Genomic DNA, 20,492 nt, shown 5'->3' with positions numbered 1-20,492 from the left:
ATTGCGCAACCCGCTCCTCCCACAATGACTCGCGTTCCAAATTTGCCATCTCTATCTCCAAGTTGAAGATCACAGTGTGGACAATTTATGGAACGGAAGAAAGGTGGGCGGGCTGGATGCTTACGCTGGCTGCGTACTCGTCGTATTCATAGCGCGACAACAGTCCGCCAGGCTGGCTGTGTTCGACCATCACATGATTGCGATAGGCGAACTGGCGCATCACGTCGCCCTCGCCGTTGCTGACCTTGGCCAGGTTGCCGCTTGCATCGTAGTCGTACGAGACCAGCAGTTCGGTGTCGCTCTCGGGATCGGCCGGCTGCATGACAATGCTACGCAGGCGCGGGTAGCCCCGATGGTCTTCAAACGCCAGCAGGTAGGCGCGCCCGGCGCTGTCCTCGACCCGCTCCGGCAACTGGCGCAGGTTGTAGGAAATGGTGATCCGGTTGCCGTTGGCGTCCATCTGGCCCACCAAACGGGCGATGTTGTGAGCGGAATCCGGCAGGGCGGACAGATCGCGCTCGCCTTTGTCGTCAACCAGCTTGAAGCAGCGCTCGTGCGTGTGCACGAGCGTGATTTTTTCGGACGGCGAGTACAGCGATTCGCCGATGCCGGGCAAGGAGAAGGCGATCTCGCCGGGTAAACATCGAAACGTCCACTAAGGCGACTCGGGACCGCCTAACATTCAGCCCATGGTAGTTTGCAGGCGCTGACCCCGTGCCGCTCTGCCGTTGAGAAGGTGATCTGGCCTGGAAAGCATCGAACGTCCACAAAGGCGACTTAGGAATGCCTAGTGTTCAGCCCGTGTTAGTTTGTAGGCACTGACCCGTGCCCTGACCCCGTGCCGTCCCGCGGACCTGTCCACTATTGACAGTACACCTCAGGTCTTCAAACATTAGCAGGTAGCCGCGCCCGGCGCTGTCCTCGATGTGCTCAGGCAGTTGGCGCTGGTTGTACGCGATGATGATCCGGTTGCCGTTGGCGTCCATCTGGCCGACCAGGCGGGCGATGTTGTGAGCGGAGTCGGGCAGGGCGAACAGATCGCGCTCCCCTTTGTCGTCAACCAGTTCGAAGCAGCGCTCTTTCGTGCGCACCAAAATGATTTTCTCGGAAGGCGAGTACAGCGATTCGCCTGGAAAGCATCGAAACGTTCACGAAGGCGACTTGGGCTGCCCAATGTTCAGTTCGTGTTAGTTTGTAGGCACTGACCCCGTGCCGCCTGCGCTAATAATTTCGACACTATCAGGATTTTCAAGATTAAGACGAAACTTTCGTCCATCGGTACTATGGGCGATTATTTCATCTTTATCAACGTCCACCGACGAAAATGGATTGGAAGATACCAAAAATACCAGCCAAATAAGGTCTCCAGAAGATGAGTTTATCAGAGAAATAAATCCATTCTCCCCTGATGAGCAGCATTCGCCGCACGAAATGGTCAAATCCGATTCTGACAAATCTTTGTGATAAAGCGAAGCAAACCCTTCATTTAGATTGTCACTAATGTCAATGCCGGCAATTTGTGAGGCAGGAATCCATGAGTTCGACTTCAAAATGATAGTGCCGCAATCGGAGTCACTAAGAGGTTGCAAAGGGAAAATTTTTCCATCTGCAAACATGATTAAGTCAAAATATGGACACTCTTCATTATTCCAGAGGCGTTTAACTAAAAGACTATCGATTTCAGATGTATGGTTAGCAATTGTCATTTGTCGATTTTATCTCAATATTTAATTGATTTTCGGTAGATTGGGCAACCCTGTTGGTGGCACGGGCTTCCCATCAACACGATTGATTTCCTTATTTCGTCGTATGTCAAATGCTTTCTGCCATGTTTTCTTCGAGCCAGGCATAATTGCATTTGGATCTAAAATTTCTATCGGAACACTTTTCTGGCCGCTAAGCCGACTAGCTGTAAGGCGTCGATTGTCGTACGACACTAGTTTCCCATCAACCTCCATAACTCTAAGGGGGCCAGATTTGTTCCAATCCCACTTGTTGTTCTTCATGTCGTCTACATAATCAAGCACGTTCTTATTTACACCTGGTTGGGTGAAATTTATTTCATTTGGATCTGCAGTGCTGGGCCCAAAAGGACGTGGATCTGGCTTTTTTGCGCCACCGCAGTCACAGGTTTTCGTCAATCCAAGAGGATCTGTCCATCCGCTTGGATTTGGCGCGTATTGGTACGAGTTACTGCCGCCTGCCAAACCGATCGGATCTAGCGAAACGTACCGCCCGCAGTCAGCATCATAGTAGCGGAATCGGTTGTAGTTCAAGCCTGTTTCGGTGTCATGATACTGGCCCAGAAAACGGATCGGCTGGAACTCGGCAATATCATTCGCAGCCTCAGCCTCAACAGCGACCAAACTGCGGGTCTTCGGCGCAGCCTGGACGACACGTAGCACATTGCCCCAGGCCTTGTACTCCGACGCCCACACGATCTCGCCTTGGTGGTCTGTCACCTCATTCGGCGTGCCAAGGTGGTCGGTGTGGATATGGTGGACTTCACTGCGGCGCTCGTCGCCGCCATCCTCGGCGACCGTATCCAACTGCGCCAGCGGCACGAACGATTCCGGTTCATAAATATACGTGCGCTCCCATTTCCCGCGCGCCTCGCACAGCAGACGATTCCCATCCCATACAAAACGCGTCATGCCAAACGCATCGCGCTTCGCGATCCTGCGTCCAAAGGGATCGTAGGCGTACTTGACGGTCTGCACCGTCGGATTCGCTTCCTGGGCATTGCGCGTCACAACCGACTTGGCCAGTTGATGCGCCGCATTCCACTCCAGCTTCAGGCGCGTGTGCTTGCCGGTCAGCTTTTCGGTCAGGTTACCGTGCGCATCGTAGTCGTAGCGTTTGTCCTCGAACACCCGCACGCGGTTTCCTTCAACCCGGCCGGCGCTGGCAACCGTTTCATCGAGCAAATTGTGCGCTGGATCGAACGCAAAGCGCTCCGCCAGGTTCGGCTGCACGGCACTCATGATGCGGCCGATCACGTCGTAGCTGTAGGTCTTGCGACCGTTGCGCTTGTCATCGACCGCCAGCAGGTTGCCGCTCTCGTCGTACTCATAACGGCGCGCGATTACCGGCTCGGCGCTTGCACCCACGCCCAGATGGCCTGCGACCTGCGCCAACAGCCGGCCCACCGGGTCGTACTGGAACTGACTGGTCAGCGTGCCCTGAGTGCGGCTGGTGGCACGGTGCAGCTTGTCGCGCTCGATATCTGTAATGACGTCGCCGTCGATGTTGATTTGATGCAGGTGTCCCGAACCGTAAAACAGGTTGTTCAGAACGCGCCCGTCAGGCAAAACCGTCTTGATCCGGTTGCCCAGCTCGTCGTACTCGTGGCGCAGCTCGGAGCTGAAGTCGCGGGCCTTCGTATGCTCGCCCACCAGTTGGCCCAGCACGTCGTAGCGCAGGCTTACTTCGGCGTCGGCATTGATGGCCTGGGTCATCCGACCGACTGAATCGTAGGCGTAGCGCAGGCGCAGTTGTTCTGCCTGGGCCTCGCCCGTGGTGCGCGAGATGAGCTTTTCGACGAGCTGGCCGGCGCTGTCTCGACTGAAGTGCGTGTCGATGCGCGTGAATTCATTGCGCTCGCCGCTGCCAAGTTCTTCCTTGGCTGTGATCTGGCCGCTGTCGTCGTAGCGGTAACGCGTCAGGCGCGCATCGAAGCCGGTTTCTTCAATCAGGCGATCTAGCGCGTCGTAGACGAAGCGGTGCGCGTCGCCGTTTTCGTTGATCAGCTCTGCCACACGTCGAGCATCGTCGTAGCGGTATTCCATCACGCCGCCACGCGCGTCGATGCGTTTGAGCGGCTGTCCATCGGTGTCGAGCACGTAGCTGGTGCGATTGCCGAGCGGGTCGATGTGTGCGATCAGGCGTCCCAGCGGATCGTACTCGTAGCTTTCACCGCCCTCGGACTTTTCGGTCCCTACAGGCCGGCCGAGTGGGTCGTAGCTGTAGACGGTGCTGTTGCCGTTGGCGTCGGTGGCGCGCAGCAGCCGGCCCTTGTCGTCGTAGCTGAAGTGGGTCGTGTTGTTCGAGCAGTCGGTGTAGCTGATCAGTTGTGCGGCGCGATTGTAGGCGAGTTTCTTGACGCCGCCTGCGGCGTCTGTCACCTTGACCGGCAAGCCGTTCGCATCGTACTGATAGGACGTACGCTGACCCAGTGCATCGGTCACGCTCGTCAAGTTGCCGAACGCGTCGTAACGCAGCGCTGTTGTGGCACCGAGTGCATCAGTAATCATCGCCGGCTTGTCGAAGCGGCTGTCGTAGACGATCCCCGTGCCCTTGCCGTCGCTTTCGATGCGGGTTACGCGGCTACGCTGGTCGTAACGGTAGCTGGTGCGACGTCCGCCCGGATCCGTGATGGTGAGAAGGTTGCCGTGACTGTCGAGGTGGCGCGTGGTCACGCCGCCGGCTGCGTTTACCATGCCGATAAAGCGCTTCCGGGCGTCGAATCGATAACGCTCTTCGCGCCCCAGGTTATCGGTGACGACGGTTTCCTGTTCCAGGTAGCGAAAGTTCCACGACAAGCCGTTGTTGATCCAGTTTCGCGTGACCTTGCCGCTGGCGGCGTACTCATCGTATTCGTAGCGCGACACCACACCGCCCGGAAGGCTGTGTTCGACAAGCACATGGTTGCGATAGGCGAACTGGCGCGTTACCTCGCCCTGGCCGTTGCTCACCTTTGCCAGGTTACCGAGTTCATCATAGTCGTATTCGACCAGCAGTTCGGTGTCGCTCTCGGGTTCGGCCGGCTGCATGACAATGCTGCGCAAGCGCGGGTAGCCCCGGTGGTCTTCGAACGCCAGCAGGTAGCCGCGCCCGGCGCTGTCTTCGATCCTCTCTGGCAGTTGACGCTGGTTGTAGGTGATCGTGATCCGGTTGCCGTTGGCGTCTATTTGTCCAACCAGGCGGGCAATATTGCTGCTAGTGGTGGACAGGGCGAACAGGTCACGCTCCCCCTTGTCGCCGACCAGCTCGAAGCTGCTGTCGTGCGTGCGCACCAATGTGATTTTCTCGGACGGCGAGTACAGCGATTCGCCGATGCCCGGCAACGAAAATGTGATCTCGCGCGCGAAAGGGTCGAGCACGACGACGCTGTCGACATTGATTTCCAGGGCAATCGATAGCGGCGTGCTCCAACCGGAGCCCAGCCAGCCGGCTTGCCGTTGGGCCGAGCTGTAAGTGCGTTGCCACACCAGCGGCAGCGCTGCAGGCAGCGCGAAGTCCAAGTCGATATCGCCTGCAAAGATTTTGCTACCCGAGATCGGATTGACCGGATTTGCTTTAAGTACGCAGGTCGGGCAATCAATCTTTGCCTGTCCTTCATTTTGCGCTTCATTCTGCTTGGGCTTGGCACCCTCCGGCTTCGCCGGCGCCGGTTTTTCCGGGCTCGGCCCCTTGGCCGGCCCTTGCGCCGCTGCACGGCTTTTCGGCTTGAGGGCCGGATGCTCTTTAATGATTTGCTGGTTCTTCTTCAACCAGGCGGCAAACCCATTCCCTAATTTGCTGCCGCCGACTTTATCAACCGCAAGAGTCACTCCTTTACGCAACACCAGCTGCGCAAGCGCCGCCATCAGCCCGATAACCAGGATGAACTTGCCTTGTGCAAAAGCCTCGGTCGCCCCCTTCATGAGCATGGGATATTGCTCACGTTGTTTGTCGGAAAGCATACCGGCGCGGACCGCTAAAGCGAAGCCCTCAATGATGGGCTTAACAAGCAACGACACCACGCTAACGAAACCATCCACCAGGTCTTCCAGACCCATCAGCGCCATGATGGCGCTGCCAATTTGCATGCCAAGTTGGGCGCCGACCACTGCGCCTGGCACCGCGCCGACGCCGCCGGCCAACGCGCCAAGCGCACCGCCCGCTGTGCCACCCAAGACAGCTCCTCCCCCGAGGTACATGGCAATTTCTTTGGCTGCTTCCATGAGGATGCTTTGGACCATTTTGAAGTCGAGCCCTTGGACGGCGGCTGCTAACATCTGAGCGACGAGCTTGTCCGATGCGTCCAGCGCGTCGTTGACCGCAATCAGGCAATTTCCCCCTGGGAATTGCTGCACCACGCCCCTTACAGTGGGCAATGGATGCGATTTAGAAAACCGCTCCAGGCGTTTCTCAATATCATTGACTGCCTTCGCGCCACCCGTCACGTAAGTCCGCTCGAAGGTGCCCAAGGCATTGCGGATCTGCTGGAAATCGATAGGGATGTCAAAAGTGCTCATGGAGCGGATCTTTCTTTGCGGGTAACGTAAATCAGTTTGGTTGATATTGGGAATGCAATCTTGTGCTTACATCATTTTATACGATATTGAACTGCCAACTCAAAAACCGGGCTGATGTGGACGAATTACCAGCTCGCGCGAGCCTGCAAAGCCCGGCTCAGCGCCGCTGGCCGGGTGTGCCTTCAACAGGTCCGACCGGTAGCGCGGCAGGCCTGTCCGCCCGCGCTGGCGTGGCAGGCGCCTGCGGCGTAGCCGCCAGGCGCGGCACCCGGCGCGCCGTTTCAATGCCCTGGTTGAACAGCACCTGGAACGGATTGCCCAGGTAAGGCAGCACCATCACAATCACCAGCATGCCCACCCCCAGTGTGATCGGAAAGCCAATCCCGAAAATATTCAACTGCGGTGCCGCGCGCGTCAAAATGCCCAGCGCCACCTGGGTAATGAGCAGCGCCGCCACGATCGGCAGTGACAGATGCAGCCCCGCGCTGAAGATCAGCCCGCCCCATTTGGCCATCTCCCATTCCGCCGACGACGACATCGGGGTGGCCGAAATCGGCATCGTGATAAAACTCTCGGCCAGCGCTTCGAGCAGCACCAGGTGCGCATTGGCGGCCAAAAACGCCATGGTCGCAATCAGCGCCAAAAACTGGCTCACGGCCGACGAACGCCCCTTGGTCAGCGGGTCGAAAAAGCTGGCAAAGCCCAGTCCCATGGTCAGGCTGCAAATCTCGCCGGCCATTTCGATGGCGGCGAACACCAGGCGGATGGCAAAGCCCATCGCCACCCCGATCAGCATTTCCTGCACCAAAATCAACAGCCCCGCCATCGACAGCGGATCGGCCGCCGGCAGCGCCGGAATGGTCGGCGCGATAATACTCGCCAGCAGCACGCCGAGCGCAATCTTCACCGGCACCGGCACGCTGGCATTGCCGAACAGCGGCGCGGCCGTGATCAGCCCGAGAATGCGGGTCAGCGGCCACAGCAGCCCTGCGATCCACGCATTCATCTCGATGCTGGTAAAGGTGATCATGCGATGGGATGTGACGCGCGCGGGCGCGTCAGTTGACCAGGCCGGGAATGCCGCTAAACACCTGGCGCATGTAGTCGAGCATGACCGCCAGCATCCACGGTCCGGCCACGATCAGGGCGACAAAAATGCCGACCAGCTTAGGAATGAAGGACAGGGTCGCTTCATTGATCTGGGTGGCGGCCTGGAAGATGCTGACGATCAGGCCGATGATCAGCGCCACCAGCAGCATGGGCGCGGCCACCATCAGGGTCACTTCCATGGCCGTGCGGCCCATTGTCATTACGCTTTCGGGAGTCATCGGCAGCCTCGCTAATAGAAACTCTGTGCGAGCGAGCCGAGCAGCAGTTGCCACCCATCGACCAGCACGAACAGCATCAGCTTGAAGGGCAGCGAAATGACCGCCGGCGACATCATCATCATCCCCATCGACATCAACACCGACGCCACCACCATGTCGATGATGAGAAACGGAATGAAGATGGCGAAGCCGATCTGGAACGCGGTTTTCAGTTCACTGGTCACAAACGCCGGAATCAGTATGCGCAGCGGAATGTCTTCCGGCCCCTGCAAGGCGGCCGAGCGCGAAATCTTGACGAACATGGCCAGGTCGGCCTGGCGCGTCTGCCGGATCATGAAGGTTTTCAGCGGCGCCACGGCGCGGTCCATGGCGACGTTCATCTCGATCTTGTTTTCTTGCAGCGGCTGGTAGGCGTCCACATAAATCTTGTCGAACACCGGGCCCATGACGAACAGGGTCAGGAACAGCGCCAACCCCACCATCACCTGGTTGGGCGGGGCCGACTGGGTGCCGATCGCCTGGCGCAGCAAGGAGAGCACGATGATAATGCGGGTAAAACTGGTCATCATCAGCAGCACCGCCGGGATGAACGACAGCGCCGTCATCAACAGCAGCGTCTGCACCGGCAGCGAGTACGCCGTGCCGCCGCCCGCCGCCGGCGCGCTGGTGAAGGTCGGGATGCCCGGCGCAGCCAAGGCCAGCGCGGGGAAAGCGAGCGCCAGCAGCGGTAGCCAGCGCCGCGCGTGATGCGTCAAAACAGAAGTGCGCTTAGCGTCCATTGCGTTTGTCGATCGTCTGTTTCAGCCATTCGGCAAACGTGCCGGACGCGGGGCCGTTGGCCAGCACGGCGGGGCCGCCCGCGCTTTCCTGCTTGGGCATGGTGGCCAGCGCGTTGATGCGGCCGGGCGAAGCGCCCACCACGATCCACTGGTCGCCCACTTCGATGACGATCACCCGTTCGCGCCCGCCCAAACTGAGCGCGCCGATGGTGCGCATCTGGGCCGCGCCGGCGGCTGCCTGCGGGCCGAAGCGCTTCATGAACCAGACCATCGCGCCCAAGAGCGCCAGCACCAGGGTCAGGGCGAAAATGGTTTGCAGCAGGTTGCCGGCCGACGGTCCCGCCATCGGACCTGGCGTTGCTGGCACGGCGGCGGAGGGCAGGGTGGCCACGGGCGCCGGGGCAGGGGCCGCAACCACGGCAACGCTGGCCGGTGCCTCGGCGGCGGCGGAAACCGCTGCCGCTGGCGCCGAAGCGACCGGCGCCGATGCCGCTGGAACCGATGTGACCGGCGCCGATGCGGCGGCAGGAACGGACTTAACCGGCGCGGATGCCGCGGGCGCAGCCGCGGCGGCCGCCTGGGCGGCGGCCAAGCCCGGCGCCAGGCTGCACGCCAGCGCCACGGCGGCAAGCAAGCGCGCCGTCATTTATTGAGTTTTCGAATCCGTTCGGACGGCGTGATGATGTCCGTCAGGCGAATACCGAATTTATCGTTCACCACCACCACCTCGCCCTGGGCGATCAGGCAGCCGTTGACCAGCACGTCCATCGGCTCGCCGGCCAAGCCGTCAAGCTCGACCACCGAACCCTGGGCCAGTTGCAGCAGGTTCTTGATGGCGATCTTGGTCCGTCCCAGCTCGACCGTGAGCTGGACTGGAATGTCGAGGATGAAGTCGATATCGTTCGGCGTGTCGGGCTTGGTGCCCTTGTTCGAAAAATCCTTGAACACGGCCGCGCTGGCTGCCTGGGTTTGCAGCGCTTCGGCTTCCGCCTTGGCCTGCTCGGCAATGGCCGCGCCCCAGTCGTCCATTGCGTCGTCATCGGTAGTATCGGACATAGTGCTCTCCTAAATTATTTGGTGTCCGCATTGGCGAGCAGTTTCTCGACCTTTAGCGCATATTGTCCGTTGAGCACGCCATACGTGCAATCCATCACCGGCACCCCATCGACGGTGGCCTGGATCTGTTCGGGTACGTTGAGGGGGACGATGTCGCCCACCTTGAAATTGAGAATCTCGTCGAACGAGGCGCGCGCCGTGCCCAGCACCGCCACCAGCTCGACTTCGGCGATCTGGATCTGCTGCGTCATCAGGCGGATCCAGCGCTTGTCGACTTCCAGCGCCTCGCCCTGCAGGCTGGAGGTGAGCGTGTCGCGGATCGGCTCGATCATCGAATACGGCATGCAGATGTGGATCTGGCCGCTCACCGAACCGAGCTCGATGGTGAACGTCGACGACACCACCACCTCGTTCGGGGTGGCGATGTTGGCGAACTGGGTGTTCATTTCGGAGCGGATGTACTCGAATTCGACCGGATACACCGGTTCCCACGATTTCGCATACGAATCGAACACGATATCGAGGATGCGCAAGATGATGCGCTGCTCGGTCTGGGTAAAGTCGCGGCCCTCGACCCGGGTATGAAAGCGTCCGTCGCCGCCGAACAGATTATCGACCAGCAAAAACACCAGGCCCGGATCGAACACGATCAGGGCCGTGCCGCGCAGCGGCTTCATGTGGACCAGGTTGAGGTTGGTCGGCACCACCAGGTTGCGGATGAATTCGCTGTATTTGGAGACCCGCACCGAGCCCACCGACACTTCGGCGCTGCGGCGGATGTAGTTGAACAGCCCGACCCGCAGCAAGCGCGCGAAACGCTCGTTGATGATCTCGAGCGTCGGCATGCGCCCGCGCACGATCCGTTCTTGCGTGGCCAGGTTGTAGGTGCGTACGCCCGTGTTGTCTTCGGGCGCGGAGGCTTCGTCGGCGTCGCCGTTGACGCCCTTGAGCAGCGCATCGACTTCTTCCTGCGAGAGAAAATTATCGGCCATGGAGGATCACTGGATGATGAACTGGGTGAACATGACTTCGTTGACTTCCTGAGGCTCTTCGTGCTCGGTGAACGGCTTCTTGATCGCTTCCATGACTTCCTCGGCCAGCTTGGTCTTGCCTTCGACCGTGGTCAGCTCCGACGCCTTCTTGGCCGACAGCAGCAGCAGCACGCGGCTGCGCACCTTCGGCATATTGTTCTTGACCAGGTCGGCCTGTTCCTGGCCGGCCATCTCGAGCGTGATCGAGACCTGCAGCATGTGCTCCAGGTCGGCGTCCGGTTGCAGGTTGACGGTAAATACTTCGAGCGGGGCGAACACCGGCGCCGCATGCGCCTTGGCGGCCTTTTTCTTCTTTTTGCTCGGCTTCGCGGTTTCTTCGGCCTCGTCGCCGCCCTTGTCGTGCATCAGGAACCAGCCCGCGCCGCCGCCGCCCAGCACCAAGACGGCCACGATCGCACCGATCATGGCCATTTTCTTCGATGGCGGCTTGACGGCCGCGTCAGGGGGAGCTGCAGCTTTCATGTTTGCTTTCGCTTTCAAAGTACCTCAAGACAGCGTCGGTGGATCATGCCGTCATTATGTCATTATCGCGAGGAAATGAGCGGGCAGATGCGTGGAAAACAGGGCCGATCGCGGCCCAACTCGTGGCTTGGCATCGACATCCGATGCGCTTTTCATACGCTGCCTTGCGCGCATGGCCGGGAAGGCTAGGCAAATCGACAAGTCCGCATGCCTGGCCTGATCAGGCGAAGGTGTCGACCAGGCCCAGGCCGGCGCCTTGCACCGGGGTTCTGGCGGCCAGGCGCTCATTGGCGTCGGCCGCGCTGCCGTTGATGATGCCGCCCAGGCCGCCGCTACCGCCGCCGTTGCCGGCGGTGGTGCGCTCGCCCTGGTCCTGGCGCTGCTCGGGCATGCCGGCGTTGACGCTGGCGTTGCCCAGCGAGATGCCGCTGTCATCCATCATTTCACGCAGTTTCGGCATGGCGTTTTCCAGTGCCTGGCGCACTTCCAGTTCGCCCGAGGAGAACGTCACGCTGGCGTTGTCGCCGCTGATGTTGAGCACCACCTGGACCGGGCCGAGGTCGGGCGGATTGAGCGTCAGGGTGGCGCTTTGTTCCTTGCCGGCCACCATCCAGACGATTTTCTGGCCGACCTGGTTATCCCAGGCCGGGGTGCCGACCCGCGCCGACAGTTTGTCGGCGCCGCCATTGGCCGCTTGCGCCAGGCCGACGGCGGCTTGTTGCAGCGGCGCGGCAAGCGGCGCCGGCTCGGCCGCCTTGGTGTCGATGGCGGTAATCGCCTCCGGCAGCTCGCGCGCGCTGCTTGCCAGTTTGGCGCTGTCGCCTGGGATGGCCGCCGTTTGCAGCGCCGTCGTTTGCGCCGCCGTACCTTTGTCCTGGGCGCTGTCGGCAGTGGCGCCGGCGGCGCGCGGCATGGTGCCTTCGAGCATGGAGCGCAGGTCGCCCTGAGGAGAGGCGTCGGCCTCCATCGTCAGCGCCGGTTCGGTGGGCAGGCCCAGCGCGCCCACAGCGGGCGGGGTGGGGCCGCCGTCGACCGTCGCAAAGCGCCCGGCAGCCGCCATGGCGGGAGCGCTGAAGGCGGCCAGGGCGGCGTCGGCCGCCAGGCTCGGGTCGGTGGCGGCGCCGGTGGCGCGGTTTGAGGCCAGCGTGCTCCAGGCCGGGTCAAGGGCGACCGGCGCGGCCGCCGCTTGCGCCGGCTGGGTCAGGCTGGCGACCAGGGCCAGCATGTCGGCCAAGGGCAATTCGGCGCGCGCGGCCGCGGCGGCGGCGCTGTCGGCGGCGGCTGCCGCAGCCGCGCTGTCGTCGCCGGCGGGGGCGCCGCCGTTCTCGCTCGATTGGGCCTGGGGATTATTGTTCGCTGGCGCTGGCGAGCGGGCTGGCGCGGCGTCCGGCGCGGGCGCGGCGGCCTGCTCGGCCTTGGCGCCTTGTTCCGTACGCGCGGCCGGGGCTTTCTCGGCGGGGCGCGGCGCGGCTGCCTTGGCGGCGGGCGCGGGCGGCTGCTGGCTCATGCCCTGGCGCTGCGCGATCTCGCGCGAGAGGGTCTGGCCGAACTGTACCGCCGGTTGCGCGGCGGCGGCATTGGTGCGCGCCGGGGCCGGGGTGGCGTTCAGGGCAGCGACTTGCTGGGCGATGGGAGTAGTGGACATGGCGGGCGATCGGTTGGTTGTATTGGCGGCGGCCGGTGCATCAACGTTTGTAATAAGCCTGGCGGGCGGCGTGTTCATCCATCTGTTTCTGGTCGCGCTTGTTTTCCAGGCGCAAGGCTTCGGTGGCGGCGCGCTCGTTCAGGGTGCGGTACGACACCCGCTTGCGCTCGCTGGCTTGCCACAAGCCCTTTTCCACCGCGCTCCGGTGATGCGCGTGCTTGACGATCTCGCGCTGGCCCATGATGGCGTGCTCCAGCTTGCCCATGAAGGCAATGAAATTGGCGTACGCCATCGGCGTAATGCCGTTGCGCTGGGCCGCGTCCAGCTTTTGCGCGTAATCTTCCAGGTAGCCGAGCAGCATTTGCAGCTTTTGTTCGGTTTCCTCGGCCGCCTTGAGCGCCACCCCCAGCCGCTTGGCGGCATCGTCGGTGTCGCGCTGGGCCAGTTCGAGCAGGGTATCGAGGACGGTTTGTTTTGCCATAATGCATCATTATAGGCATCCCGTCCGCTATTCCATCACGAGAACAGAGCGGTCAATTCGGCCAAGCTCTGCGGCATGCCGATGTTGTCGCCGATCTCCTGGCACAGGAAAGCTTCGATCTTGTCGTTCAGGGCGATGGCCTGGTCGAGCACCGGGTCGCTGCCGTGGGCGTAGGCGCCGACCGTGATCAGGTCGCGCGAGCGCTCGAAGCGCGAATACAGTTGCTTGAGGCGCCGCGCCGCGTGCTGGTGGGCGGTGCTGGTAATGGTGTGCATGGCGCGGCTGATCGATTGCTCGATATCGATGGCCGGATAGTGGCCGGCCTCGGCCAGGCGCCGGTTGAGCACGAAGTGGCCGTCCAGGATGGCGCGCGCCGAGTCGGCGATCGGGTCTTGCTGGTCGTCGCCTTCGGTCAGCACGGTGTAGAACGCGGTGATCGAGCCGCCGCCCTGCAGGCCGTTGCCGGCCCGTTCCACCAGCACCGGCAGCTTGGCGAACACCGACGGCGGATAGCCCTTGGTGGCCGGCGGCTCGCCGATGGCCAGGGCGATTTCGCGCTGCGCCATGGCGTAGCGGGTCAGCGAATCCATGATCATGAGCACGTTCTTGCCCTGGTCGCGGAAATGTTCGGCAATCGCCGTGGTGTAGGCCGCGCCTTGCAGGCGCATCAGCGGCGGTGTGTCGGCCGGGGCCGCCACGACGGCGGCCCGCGCCAGGCCTTCCGGTCCGAGGATGTGTTCGATGAATTCCTTGACCTCGCGGCCCCGTTCGCCGATCAGGCCAACCACGACCACGTCGGCCTTGGTATAGCGCGCCATCATTCCCAACAGCACCGATTTACCGACGCCGGAGCCGGCGAACAGGCCCAGGCGCTGGCCACGGCCGACGGTGAGCATGGCGTTGATCGCGCGGATGCCGACGTCGAGCGTTTCGACGATGGGGGCGCGGTCGAGCGGATTGGCGGGGCGCACGTTGATCGGGCCGCTGTCGTCGGTGAGCAGGGGGCCCAGGCCGTCCAAAGGCCGGCCGGCGCCGTCCACCACCCGGCCCAAGAGGCCCATGCCGACCGGCAGGTGGCGCGCGCGGTCGCTCGGACGGCGCCGTGGATGCGCCACCGAACCGGGACGCGGCAGGGTGGCTTCGACCGGCAGCACCTTGGTGCCGGGGACGATGCCTTCGACATCGCTTTGCGGCATCAGGAACAGGCGGTCGCCGTCGAAGCCGACCACTTCCGCCTCGACCCGGTTGCCGGCCGGCATAGGGATGGTGCAGGCGCTGCCCACGGCCAGCTTGAGTCCCACGCATTCCATGACCAGCCCGGCCACGCGGGTAATCCGGCCCGACACCAGCTGCGGCTCGACGAAGCCGACCAGGGTGCTGCAGTCGCGCAGGTAAGCGGACCAGCGCGCCGTGTGTTTGTCGGGCGTGGCGGCGGGATCGGACTGGCTCATCGGTTCAGCCACTCCACGTCGTTCTTGCCGAGCGCATGGGCCAGGCGTTGCCAGCGCACCTCGGCCTGGGCGTCGATCTGGTTGCTGGCGGTATCGATCTTGCAGCCGCCCCGGCCGATCTGGGCGTCATCCACCACGCGCCAGCCGCCCTTGTCGAGTTCTTCGCCGATTTGCTCGCGCACCAGGCGCGCATCGTCCGGATTGAGCATCAGCAAGGCTGGCTGTTGCAGCACCGGCAGGTACGAGATGGCGTCGCGCACCACCGGGATGATCAGCTCGGGCTTGACCTCGAGCGCGATGCGCAGCATGTTCTTGGCCAGCTGCAGGCTAAGCTCCAGCATGTCGTTGGCGATGCTCTCGTCGGCCTGCGCCAGGGCCTGGGCGAAGCTGGCGGCGATCGATTGCAGGTTGGCCAGCTCAAGCGCGTTTTCCTCGCGCCCCTGCGCGAGCGCGTCGGCGTAACCGGCTTCGTGGCCGGCCGCGTGGCCCGCATCAAAGCCTTCCAGGCGCGCCTGCTCGCGGATGGCGGCCAGTTCTTCGTCGGAGGGCAGTTCCGGCGCTGGCGGCGCTGGCGGCGCCGCCTCTTCCAGGCGGGTGTCGAGAAACACCGGTTCCGGCTCCGGCACGCGGTCGAAGGAATTCATTTCCCAGCGCTGGTACGCGGTTTGCAGTTCTTTTGGAAGGGTAGCCATCAGACGAAGGAATCCTCACCTTTGCCGAGCACGATCTGGCCTTCGTCGGACAGGCGGCGCACGATCTGCAGGATTTGTTTTTGCTGGGTTTCGACTTCGGACAGGCGCACCGGTCCTTTCGATTCGAGGTCTTCGCGCATCATCTCGCCGGCGCGCGCCGACATGTTGCGGAAGATTTTTTCGCGCAGTTCCTGGGACGCGCCCTTGAGCGCCATGATCAGCATTTCGGACTGCACCTCGCGCAGCAGCAGCTGGATGCCGCGATCGTCGATATCGATGATGTTGTCGAACACGAACATCTCGTCCATGATCTTTTGCGCCATGTCGTTGTCGTAGTTCTTGATGTTGTCCATCACCGAACCCTCTTGCTCGCCGCTCATGAAGTTGAGGATTTCGGCCGCCGCGCGCACCCCGCCGAGCGACGATTTCTTGATGTTCTCGTTACCCGACAGCAGTTTGGTCAGCACGTCGTTGAGCTCGCGCAAGGCGGCCGGCTGCACCCCGTCGAGCGTGGCGATGCGCAGCACCACGTCGTTGCGCAGGCGGTCGGTAAAGTTGCCGAGGATTTCGCAGGCCTGGTCGCGCTCGAGGTGGACCAGGATGGTGGCGATGATCTGCGGGTGCTCGTTGCGGATCAGTTCCGACACGGACGAGGCGTCCATCCACTTCAGGCTTTCGATGCCCGAGGCGTCCTTGCCGCCCAAAATGCGCGACAGCAGCACCGACGCCTTGTCGTCGCCCAGCGCCTTGGTCAGCACCTGGCGGATGTATTCGTCCGAATCGAGGCCGACCGTGGAAATGAGTTCGGTTTGCTCGCGGAAGGAGTCGAGCACCGTGACCACCTGTTCGTGCTGCACGTTCTTCATCGTGGCCATGGCCGCGCCGAGTTTGAGCACTTCGCGCGGGCCGAGGAAGCGCATCACTTCGGCCGCCTCGGACTCGCCGATGGCGAGCATCAGAATGGCGGCCTTCTGGATTCCATTATCATTCATTTGTACCTACCCATGCCTTGATGACGTTTGCGACGATGCGCGGATCTTCCTGCGCCAGTTTCTTGGCCAGCGCCAGGTTGGCGCGGTAACTGTGGTCCTGCGCCGATTCGGCCTCGGCCTCGGCTTCCTGGGCCGCCGCCGCCGCTTCGGCAATGCTGGCCTCGTCGGCCTTTTCTTCTTCGGCGGCAGTCGGCTCGGGTGGCAGTTCGTGGGCCTTGTCGAACTTGGTCATGACCGGGCGCAGCATCGGACGCAGCAGGCGGAAGTACAGGAAGGCGATGATTCCGGCCACGAACAGGTACTTGGCGATATCCTTGGCCAGCGGCAGGTTGGCCGGGTCGCGCCACCAGTCCAGCGTGGCGGCCGGCACGTCCGGCTTGTCGACGCCGTCGAACGCGGCATTGGTCACGTTGAGCGTATCGCCACGGTCCTTGTTGTAACCCATCGCTTCCTTGACCAGGTCGTTGATCTGGGCGACCTGGGCGGCCGAGAGCGGGGTCACGGTGACCTTGCCGGTCCTGGCGTCGACCGAACGGCGGTGGTTGACCAGCACGCCGACGGTCAGGCGCTTGACCAGGCCCATCGGGCGCTGCTCGTAGCGGATCGTCTTGTCGACTTCAAAATTGGTGGTGGTGTCCTTGCGCGTCGGGCCGGTGCTGACGCCCGGCGCGGTGGCGGGGGCGCCGGTGGCGGTCAGGGGCGCCGTGGCCAGGCCCGGCGGCTGGTTGGAGAGCGCGCCCGGCACGCCGGCCGGGTTGGCGGTGCCGGGGCCGTTCGCTTCCGAGGTTTGCTGGCTGCGGATCGATTGCGGTTCCGGCGGGGAATTCGGCTTGTAGACTTCGGCGGCGGTGTCGACCTGGGCGAAGTCGATGTCGGCGGTCGCTTCGGCGCGCACATTGCCGGGGCCGACCAGCGGGGTGATCAGCGACTCGACCTGCTTGATGATGTTTTTCTGGACCGCTTCCACGTATTTGAGCTGGTTCGGGTCGAGTTTGCGTCCGTTGCCGGTTTTGTCGGGGTCCGACAGCAGGTTGCCGGCCTGGTCGACCACGGTCACGTTCGAGACCGGCAGTTCCGACACGCTCGAGGCCAGCAGGTGGACGATGGCGTTGACCTGGGCCTGGTCGATCACGCGCCCGGTTTGCAAATTCAACAACACCGAGGCGGTCGGCTTTTGCTGCTCGCGCACGAACACCGACGGTTTCGGCAGCGCCAGGTGCACGCGCGCCGAGCTGACGGCGGCGATCGACTCGATCGAGCGCGCCAGTTCGCCTTCGAGCGAGCGCTGGTAATTGACTTGTTCGTGGAACTGGGACACGCCCAGTTTCTGGTTTTCCATCAGTTCGAAGCCGACCGTGCCGCCCTTCGGCAAGCCTTGCGCGGCCAGCTTCAGGCGCACGCCGTGCACCTGTTCGTTGGGGATCATGATCGAGGCGCCGCCGTCGGAGAACTTGTAGGGCACCGCCATCTGGTCGAGCGAGGCCATGATGGCGCCGCCATCCTTGTCGCTGACGTTGGTAAACAAGACGCCGTATTCGATGCGCTGGCTCCACATCCAGACACCGAGCATCAGCGCCAGCACCGCCGCGATGCCGAGACCGCGGATGAAATTCTTTCCGAGCGGAGTCTGCAGGAACGTCGGGGGCGGCGTGTCCTGTGGGGGGATATCGACGAGATCTTCTGCGGTTGCAGCTGCCATGGTGGTGGGTGTCCGACGGGCCAGGCCCGAAACTTGGTAGGAATTTCCCAAACCTGCGCAAAGGCTGGGGCTCAGACTCCATTATGTGGGGAGGGGACCCCGCTCAAAGCATCGAACAGAGCGCGCTTTCGGGCCCTGCTCGACGGCCCGGCGCGCCACCCGGGTGCTATTCTGGCACCCTGACTTCGCTGGTATACATATTGCGTATTGTACGCCCGGCAGTGTGAACAGAGGAAACGACATGAATGTGAACGGAATCGGATCGGACCGGATCGAAGCCATGATGGCCCAGCTCAAGGCGGCGTCCACGCGCCCGGCTGGCGGCGTTGTGCCGTCGGTCAAGGTCACGCCCGAGCCGGCCGTCGCCAAGGTCGATTTTGCCGATGCGCTCAAAAATTCCATCGCCCAGGTCAGCGAGGCCCAGAACAAGGCGGGGGAGCAGGGCAAGGCTTTCACCATGGGCGACGACCGGGTGAGTTTGTCGGATGTGATGGTGTCGATGCAGAAGGCCAGTATTGGTTTCCAGGCAACCGTGCAGGTGCGCAATAAACTGGTGTCGGCGTATCACGAAATCATGAATATGCAGGTGTAAGCAGGAAGTGACGATGACATTGCGCGACCAGCTCGACACCCTCAACACCGACCTGTATCAGTTTTTTGACAGTGCATTCGATAGCGAAGAAGACGAACAACAGGCCAATCGGGCCCTGAAATCGAGGATCCGGGAAGTGATCCTGGCTGCGCACGCCTTGCCGGACCCGGACCTCATGCGCGAGGCGCTCGAAACGCTTTCAAAAAACACCGGCTGCGCGGAGGATTATGCGATGTTCGTTGAAATCACCGATGAGCTGATCGTTAAAGGGATCATCACTGCCAGCGACCATCAAGATCTGCTGGCGGCGGCGCCGGTGAATCGATGGTGTTGACAAGGACAATGACAACGGCGCTTGCCGGGCGGGCATGCTCCTGAGGCGCGCGCCAGTGGGGTAACAATCCGCCTTGACTGATCGTCTGAAATTTTCTTTCTTGCAATATCTCATCAAATCACGTTTACTCGTGCTTTTACGCGGCCTCGGTGCCGGGAAAGCACGATTGCCGATTCATGGATGAGAAACACAAGACCTTTCCGAACGCACTGGAAGCGCTGATGCTGGTCATCGCCTTGTACATGGCCGAGTACCTGGTGGGCGCGGCGCTGTACGACGTGCGCGGCGCCTTGTCGATGGAACCGCGCGACCTGGGCGGCATGATCATGGTGCTCGGCTATGGCATCGTCTTCACCGCGCTGATGCACTACAAAAACCTGAGCTACCGCGAGCTGTTTCATTCTACTTGCATAGCGGGACGCCCCGCCATGCTGGTGCTGTTGCCGGCGCTTGCCCTGACGCTACCCTTGATCTTCATGTCCATGGTCACGCTGAACACGGCGCTGGTGACGCTGTTTCCCATGACGTCCCAAGACCAGGCACTGCTGGCCAGCATGAATGCCGACAGCGTCACCATGATCGTGGCGATCTGCGTGCTGGCGCCGGTGCTGGAAGAGATGCTGTTTCGCGGGATCATCCTGCGCAGCTTCCTGGGCCAGTATCCGAAATGGGCCGCCATCCTGGCCTCGGCCGGCCTGTTCGGCTTTGCGCACATGAATCTCTATCAATATGTCGGCGCTGTGATCATCGGCGTCTTTCTCGGCTGGCTGTACGAGCGCACCAGGTCGCTGCTACCGTGTATCGCGCTGCACGCCGCCTACAATACCGCGTGCATCACGGTCGACTGGGACGACGCCGGCAGGGCGCAGGAGAGCTTTGCGCTGTTTTCCGCCTCGACCTGGTTGCTGGCGCTGCTGTTGGGCGCCGCCGGGATGGCCGGGCTGTACCGCGCATTGCAGGCGCCGGCAACGCGGCGCGACCGATGATCCAGGATCGAAAGGCAGCCATGTTCTGGCATCTGGACATCGGGCAGGGCGTGGTCGTGTACGACCAGATTTCCCATCTTCCCGATGCGTTCGAGGTGGCCCGGCATATCGGCTGCCTCAGGGAAGACATGCTGCAGATCCGATTTGGCGAGAAGCTCTTGCTCGATGTCGGCTGGTATCCCTCGTTTAACGAGAGCGGCCGCTTTCTCCTGCTGCTGGTGAAAGATCAGGAATGGGACACGCCGCTTGAAAAAGCCAGATTCCATGATGTGGTCTCGCTCAAACAGCGGATCGCCCATATCGCCGGCAAGCTTGCTGGCTCACTTTGAAACGGAAACGCTGATGTCGACCTATTTTCAACAACTGCTGCTGGGCGCTGTCCTGACGCTTGCCGCGACCAGCGCCAGCGCGTCCAGCCCATGCCGTGATCCGGACGGCTGCCTGGACAAGTGGGCCGTCCTGATACTTCTTTCAGCGGAAGCGCAACTGACATACTGTCCGGCGTTCGCATCGTTAAGTGACGCTCAAAAAGAGGAACTTTTGCAAGAGAACGTCAACGGGGAAGGCACGCCCGGCTACCTCGCGCGTTTACGCGCTACCGAACACTATGCCAATCGTCCCGATATCGCCGTCCAGATCAGGGAAAAGCCGGAGCTCATCGAGGATATGTGCAAGGAATTGATGATCAAGAAAAAGTGAGGAGG

The 20,492-nt window shown here is 62.0% G+C and carries 22 protein-coding genes; 5 read left to right on the top strand and 17 right to left on the bottom strand.

The features are described 5' to 3' along the window. Positions 1 to 85: 85 nt before the first annotated feature. The 17 genes from F0185_RS29045 to fliF form a co-directional block, all read right to left on the bottom strand. On the bottom strand, positions 86 to 616 hold the full coding sequence (locus tag F0185_RS29045; protein ID WP_167230985.1) for a hypothetical protein: 531 nt from the start codon (positions 614 to 616) through the stop codon (positions 86 to 88). Between the two features lie 178 nt (positions 617 to 794). After that, on the bottom strand, positions 795 to 1,094 hold the full coding sequence (locus tag F0185_RS29040; protein WP_167230984.1) for a hypothetical protein: 300 nt from the start codon (positions 1,092 to 1,094) through the stop codon (positions 795 to 797). A 93-nt stretch (positions 1,095 to 1,187) separates the two neighbouring features. Beyond that, positions 1,188 to 1,706, bottom strand: a complete 519-nt coding sequence (locus F0185_RS29035; protein WP_167230983.1) for a hypothetical protein — start codon at positions 1,704 to 1,706, stop codon at positions 1,188 to 1,190. 21 nt (positions 1,707 to 1,727) lie between these two features. Further along, on the bottom strand, positions 1,728 to 6,239 hold the full coding sequence (locus tag F0185_RS29030; RefSeq protein ID WP_167230982.1) for a DUF6861 domain-containing protein: 4,512 nt from the start codon (positions 6,237 to 6,239) through the stop codon (positions 1,728 to 1,730). 157 nt (positions 6,240 to 6,396) lie between these two features. After that, the gene (fliR, locus tag F0185_RS29025) at positions 6,397 to 7,269 is read right to left on the bottom strand and encodes a flagellar biosynthetic protein FliR (protein ID WP_167230981.1); all 873 of its coding nucleotides are present in this window, start codon (positions 7,267 to 7,269) and stop codon (positions 6,397 to 6,399) included. A gap of 28 nt (positions 7,270 to 7,297) precedes the next feature. Then, a complete protein-coding gene (gene fliQ / locus F0185_RS29020) occupies positions 7,298 to 7,567 on the bottom strand; it encodes a flagellar biosynthesis protein FliQ (RefSeq protein WP_166895835.1) in 270 nt (89 codons plus the stop codon). Between the two features lie 11 nt (positions 7,568 to 7,578). After that, on the bottom strand, positions 7,579 to 8,346 hold the full coding sequence (fliP, locus tag F0185_RS29015) for a flagellar type III secretion system pore protein FliP (RefSeq protein ID WP_167230980.1): 768 nt from the start codon (positions 8,344 to 8,346) through the stop codon (positions 7,579 to 7,581). Then, a complete protein-coding gene (gene fliO, locus F0185_RS29010) occupies positions 8,336 to 8,992 on the bottom strand; it encodes a flagellar biosynthetic protein FliO (protein WP_167230979.1) in 657 nt (218 codons plus the stop codon). The genes fliP and fliO overlap by 11 nt, the downstream gene beginning before the upstream one ends. Continuing rightward, complete coding sequence (gene fliN / locus F0185_RS29005) at positions 8,989 to 9,402, bottom strand: flagellar motor switch protein FliN (RefSeq protein WP_167081249.1); 414 nt, start codon at positions 9,400 to 9,402, stop codon at positions 8,989 to 8,991. The genes fliO and fliN overlap by 4 nt, the downstream gene beginning before the upstream one ends. A gap of 14 nt (positions 9,403 to 9,416) precedes the next feature. After that, positions 9,417 to 10,394: a flagellar motor switch protein FliM gene (gene fliM, locus F0185_RS29000; RefSeq protein ID WP_166880536.1), complete on the bottom strand. Its 978-nt coding sequence runs from the start codon at positions 10,392 to 10,394 to the stop codon at positions 9,417 to 9,419. Positions 10,395 to 10,400: 6 nt separating this feature from the next. Continuing rightward, positions 10,401 to 10,916: a flagellar basal body-associated protein FliL gene (gene fliL, locus F0185_RS28995; protein ID WP_167230978.1), complete on the bottom strand. Its 516-nt coding sequence runs from the start codon at positions 10,914 to 10,916 to the stop codon at positions 10,401 to 10,403. Positions 10,917 to 11,136: 220 nt separating this feature from the next. After that, complete coding sequence (locus tag F0185_RS28990) at positions 11,137 to 12,561, bottom strand: flagellar hook-length control protein FliK (RefSeq protein ID WP_167230975.1); 1,425 nt, start codon at positions 12,559 to 12,561, stop codon at positions 11,137 to 11,139. Between the two features lie 40 nt (positions 12,562 to 12,601). Then, entirely contained in the window at positions 12,602 to 13,042 is a 441-nt protein-coding gene (gene fliJ / locus F0185_RS28985; protein ID WP_166895847.1) for a flagellar export protein FliJ, read from the bottom strand. A 35-nt stretch (positions 13,043 to 13,077) separates the two neighbouring features. Next, positions 13,078 to 14,493 carry a flagellar protein export ATPase FliI gene (gene fliI / locus F0185_RS28980; protein WP_167230972.1) on the bottom strand — a complete coding sequence of 472 codons (1,416 nt, stop codon included), beginning with the start codon at positions 14,491 to 14,493 and terminating at the stop codon, positions 13,078 to 13,080. Next, a complete protein-coding gene (locus tag F0185_RS28975; protein WP_167230969.1) occupies positions 14,490 to 15,185 on the bottom strand; it encodes a flagellar assembly protein FliH in 696 nt (231 codons plus the stop codon). The genes fliI and F0185_RS28975 overlap by 4 nt, the downstream gene beginning before the upstream one ends. Then, positions 15,185 to 16,177 (bottom strand): flagellar motor switch protein FliG, encoded by a 993-nt coding sequence (gene fliG, locus F0185_RS28970; protein WP_166880546.1) that lies wholly within the window; start codon positions 16,175 to 16,177, stop codon positions 15,185 to 15,187. Before fliG ends, F0185_RS28975 begins: the two co-directional genes overlap by 1 nt. Then, the gene (gene fliF / locus F0185_RS28965; protein WP_167230966.1) at positions 16,170 to 17,876 is read right to left on the bottom strand and encodes a flagellar basal-body MS-ring/collar protein FliF; all 1,707 of its coding nucleotides are present in this window, start codon (positions 17,874 to 17,876) and stop codon (positions 16,170 to 16,172) included. Before fliF ends, fliG begins: the two co-directional genes overlap by 8 nt. 241 nt (positions 17,877 to 18,117) lie before the next feature. Here fliF and fliE point away from each other — a divergent pair, with 241 nt between their 5' ends. The 5 genes from fliE to F0185_RS28940 all read left to right on the top strand — a co-directional run bounded on the left by fliE (position 18,118) and on the right by F0185_RS28940 (position 20,487). Then, entirely contained in the window at positions 18,118 to 18,468 is a 351-nt protein-coding gene (gene fliE, locus F0185_RS28960) for a flagellar hook-basal body complex protein FliE (RefSeq protein ID WP_167230963.1), read from the top strand. A 13-nt stretch (positions 18,469 to 18,481) separates the two neighbouring features. Beyond that, the gene (locus F0185_RS28955) at positions 18,482 to 18,802 is read left to right on the top strand and encodes a hypothetical protein (protein WP_167230960.1); all 321 of its coding nucleotides are present in this window, start codon (positions 18,482 to 18,484) and stop codon (positions 18,800 to 18,802) included. 176 nt (positions 18,803 to 18,978) lie between these two features. Further along, positions 18,979 to 19,788: a CPBP family intramembrane glutamic endopeptidase gene (locus tag F0185_RS28950; protein WP_167230957.1), complete on the top strand. Its 810-nt coding sequence runs from the start codon at positions 18,979 to 18,981 to the stop codon at positions 19,786 to 19,788. Between the two features lie 20 nt (positions 19,789 to 19,808). Next, the gene (locus F0185_RS28945) at positions 19,809 to 20,117 is read left to right on the top strand and encodes a hypothetical protein (protein ID WP_167230954.1); all 309 of its coding nucleotides are present in this window, start codon (positions 19,809 to 19,811) and stop codon (positions 20,115 to 20,117) included. A gap of 13 nt (positions 20,118 to 20,130) precedes the next feature. After that, positions 20,131 to 20,487, top strand: a complete 357-nt coding sequence (locus tag F0185_RS28940; RefSeq protein WP_167230951.1) for a hypothetical protein — start codon at positions 20,131 to 20,133, stop codon at positions 20,485 to 20,487. Positions 20,488 to 20,492: the final 5 nt, after the last annotated feature.

This window comes from Massilia rubra (assembly GCF_011682065.1).
In the GTDB taxonomy this organism is placed as follows: Bacteria; Pseudomonadota; Gammaproteobacteria; order Burkholderiales; family Burkholderiaceae_D; genus Telluria_A; species Telluria_A rubra.
This window is presented reverse-complemented; position numbering and strand designations above follow the sequence as displayed.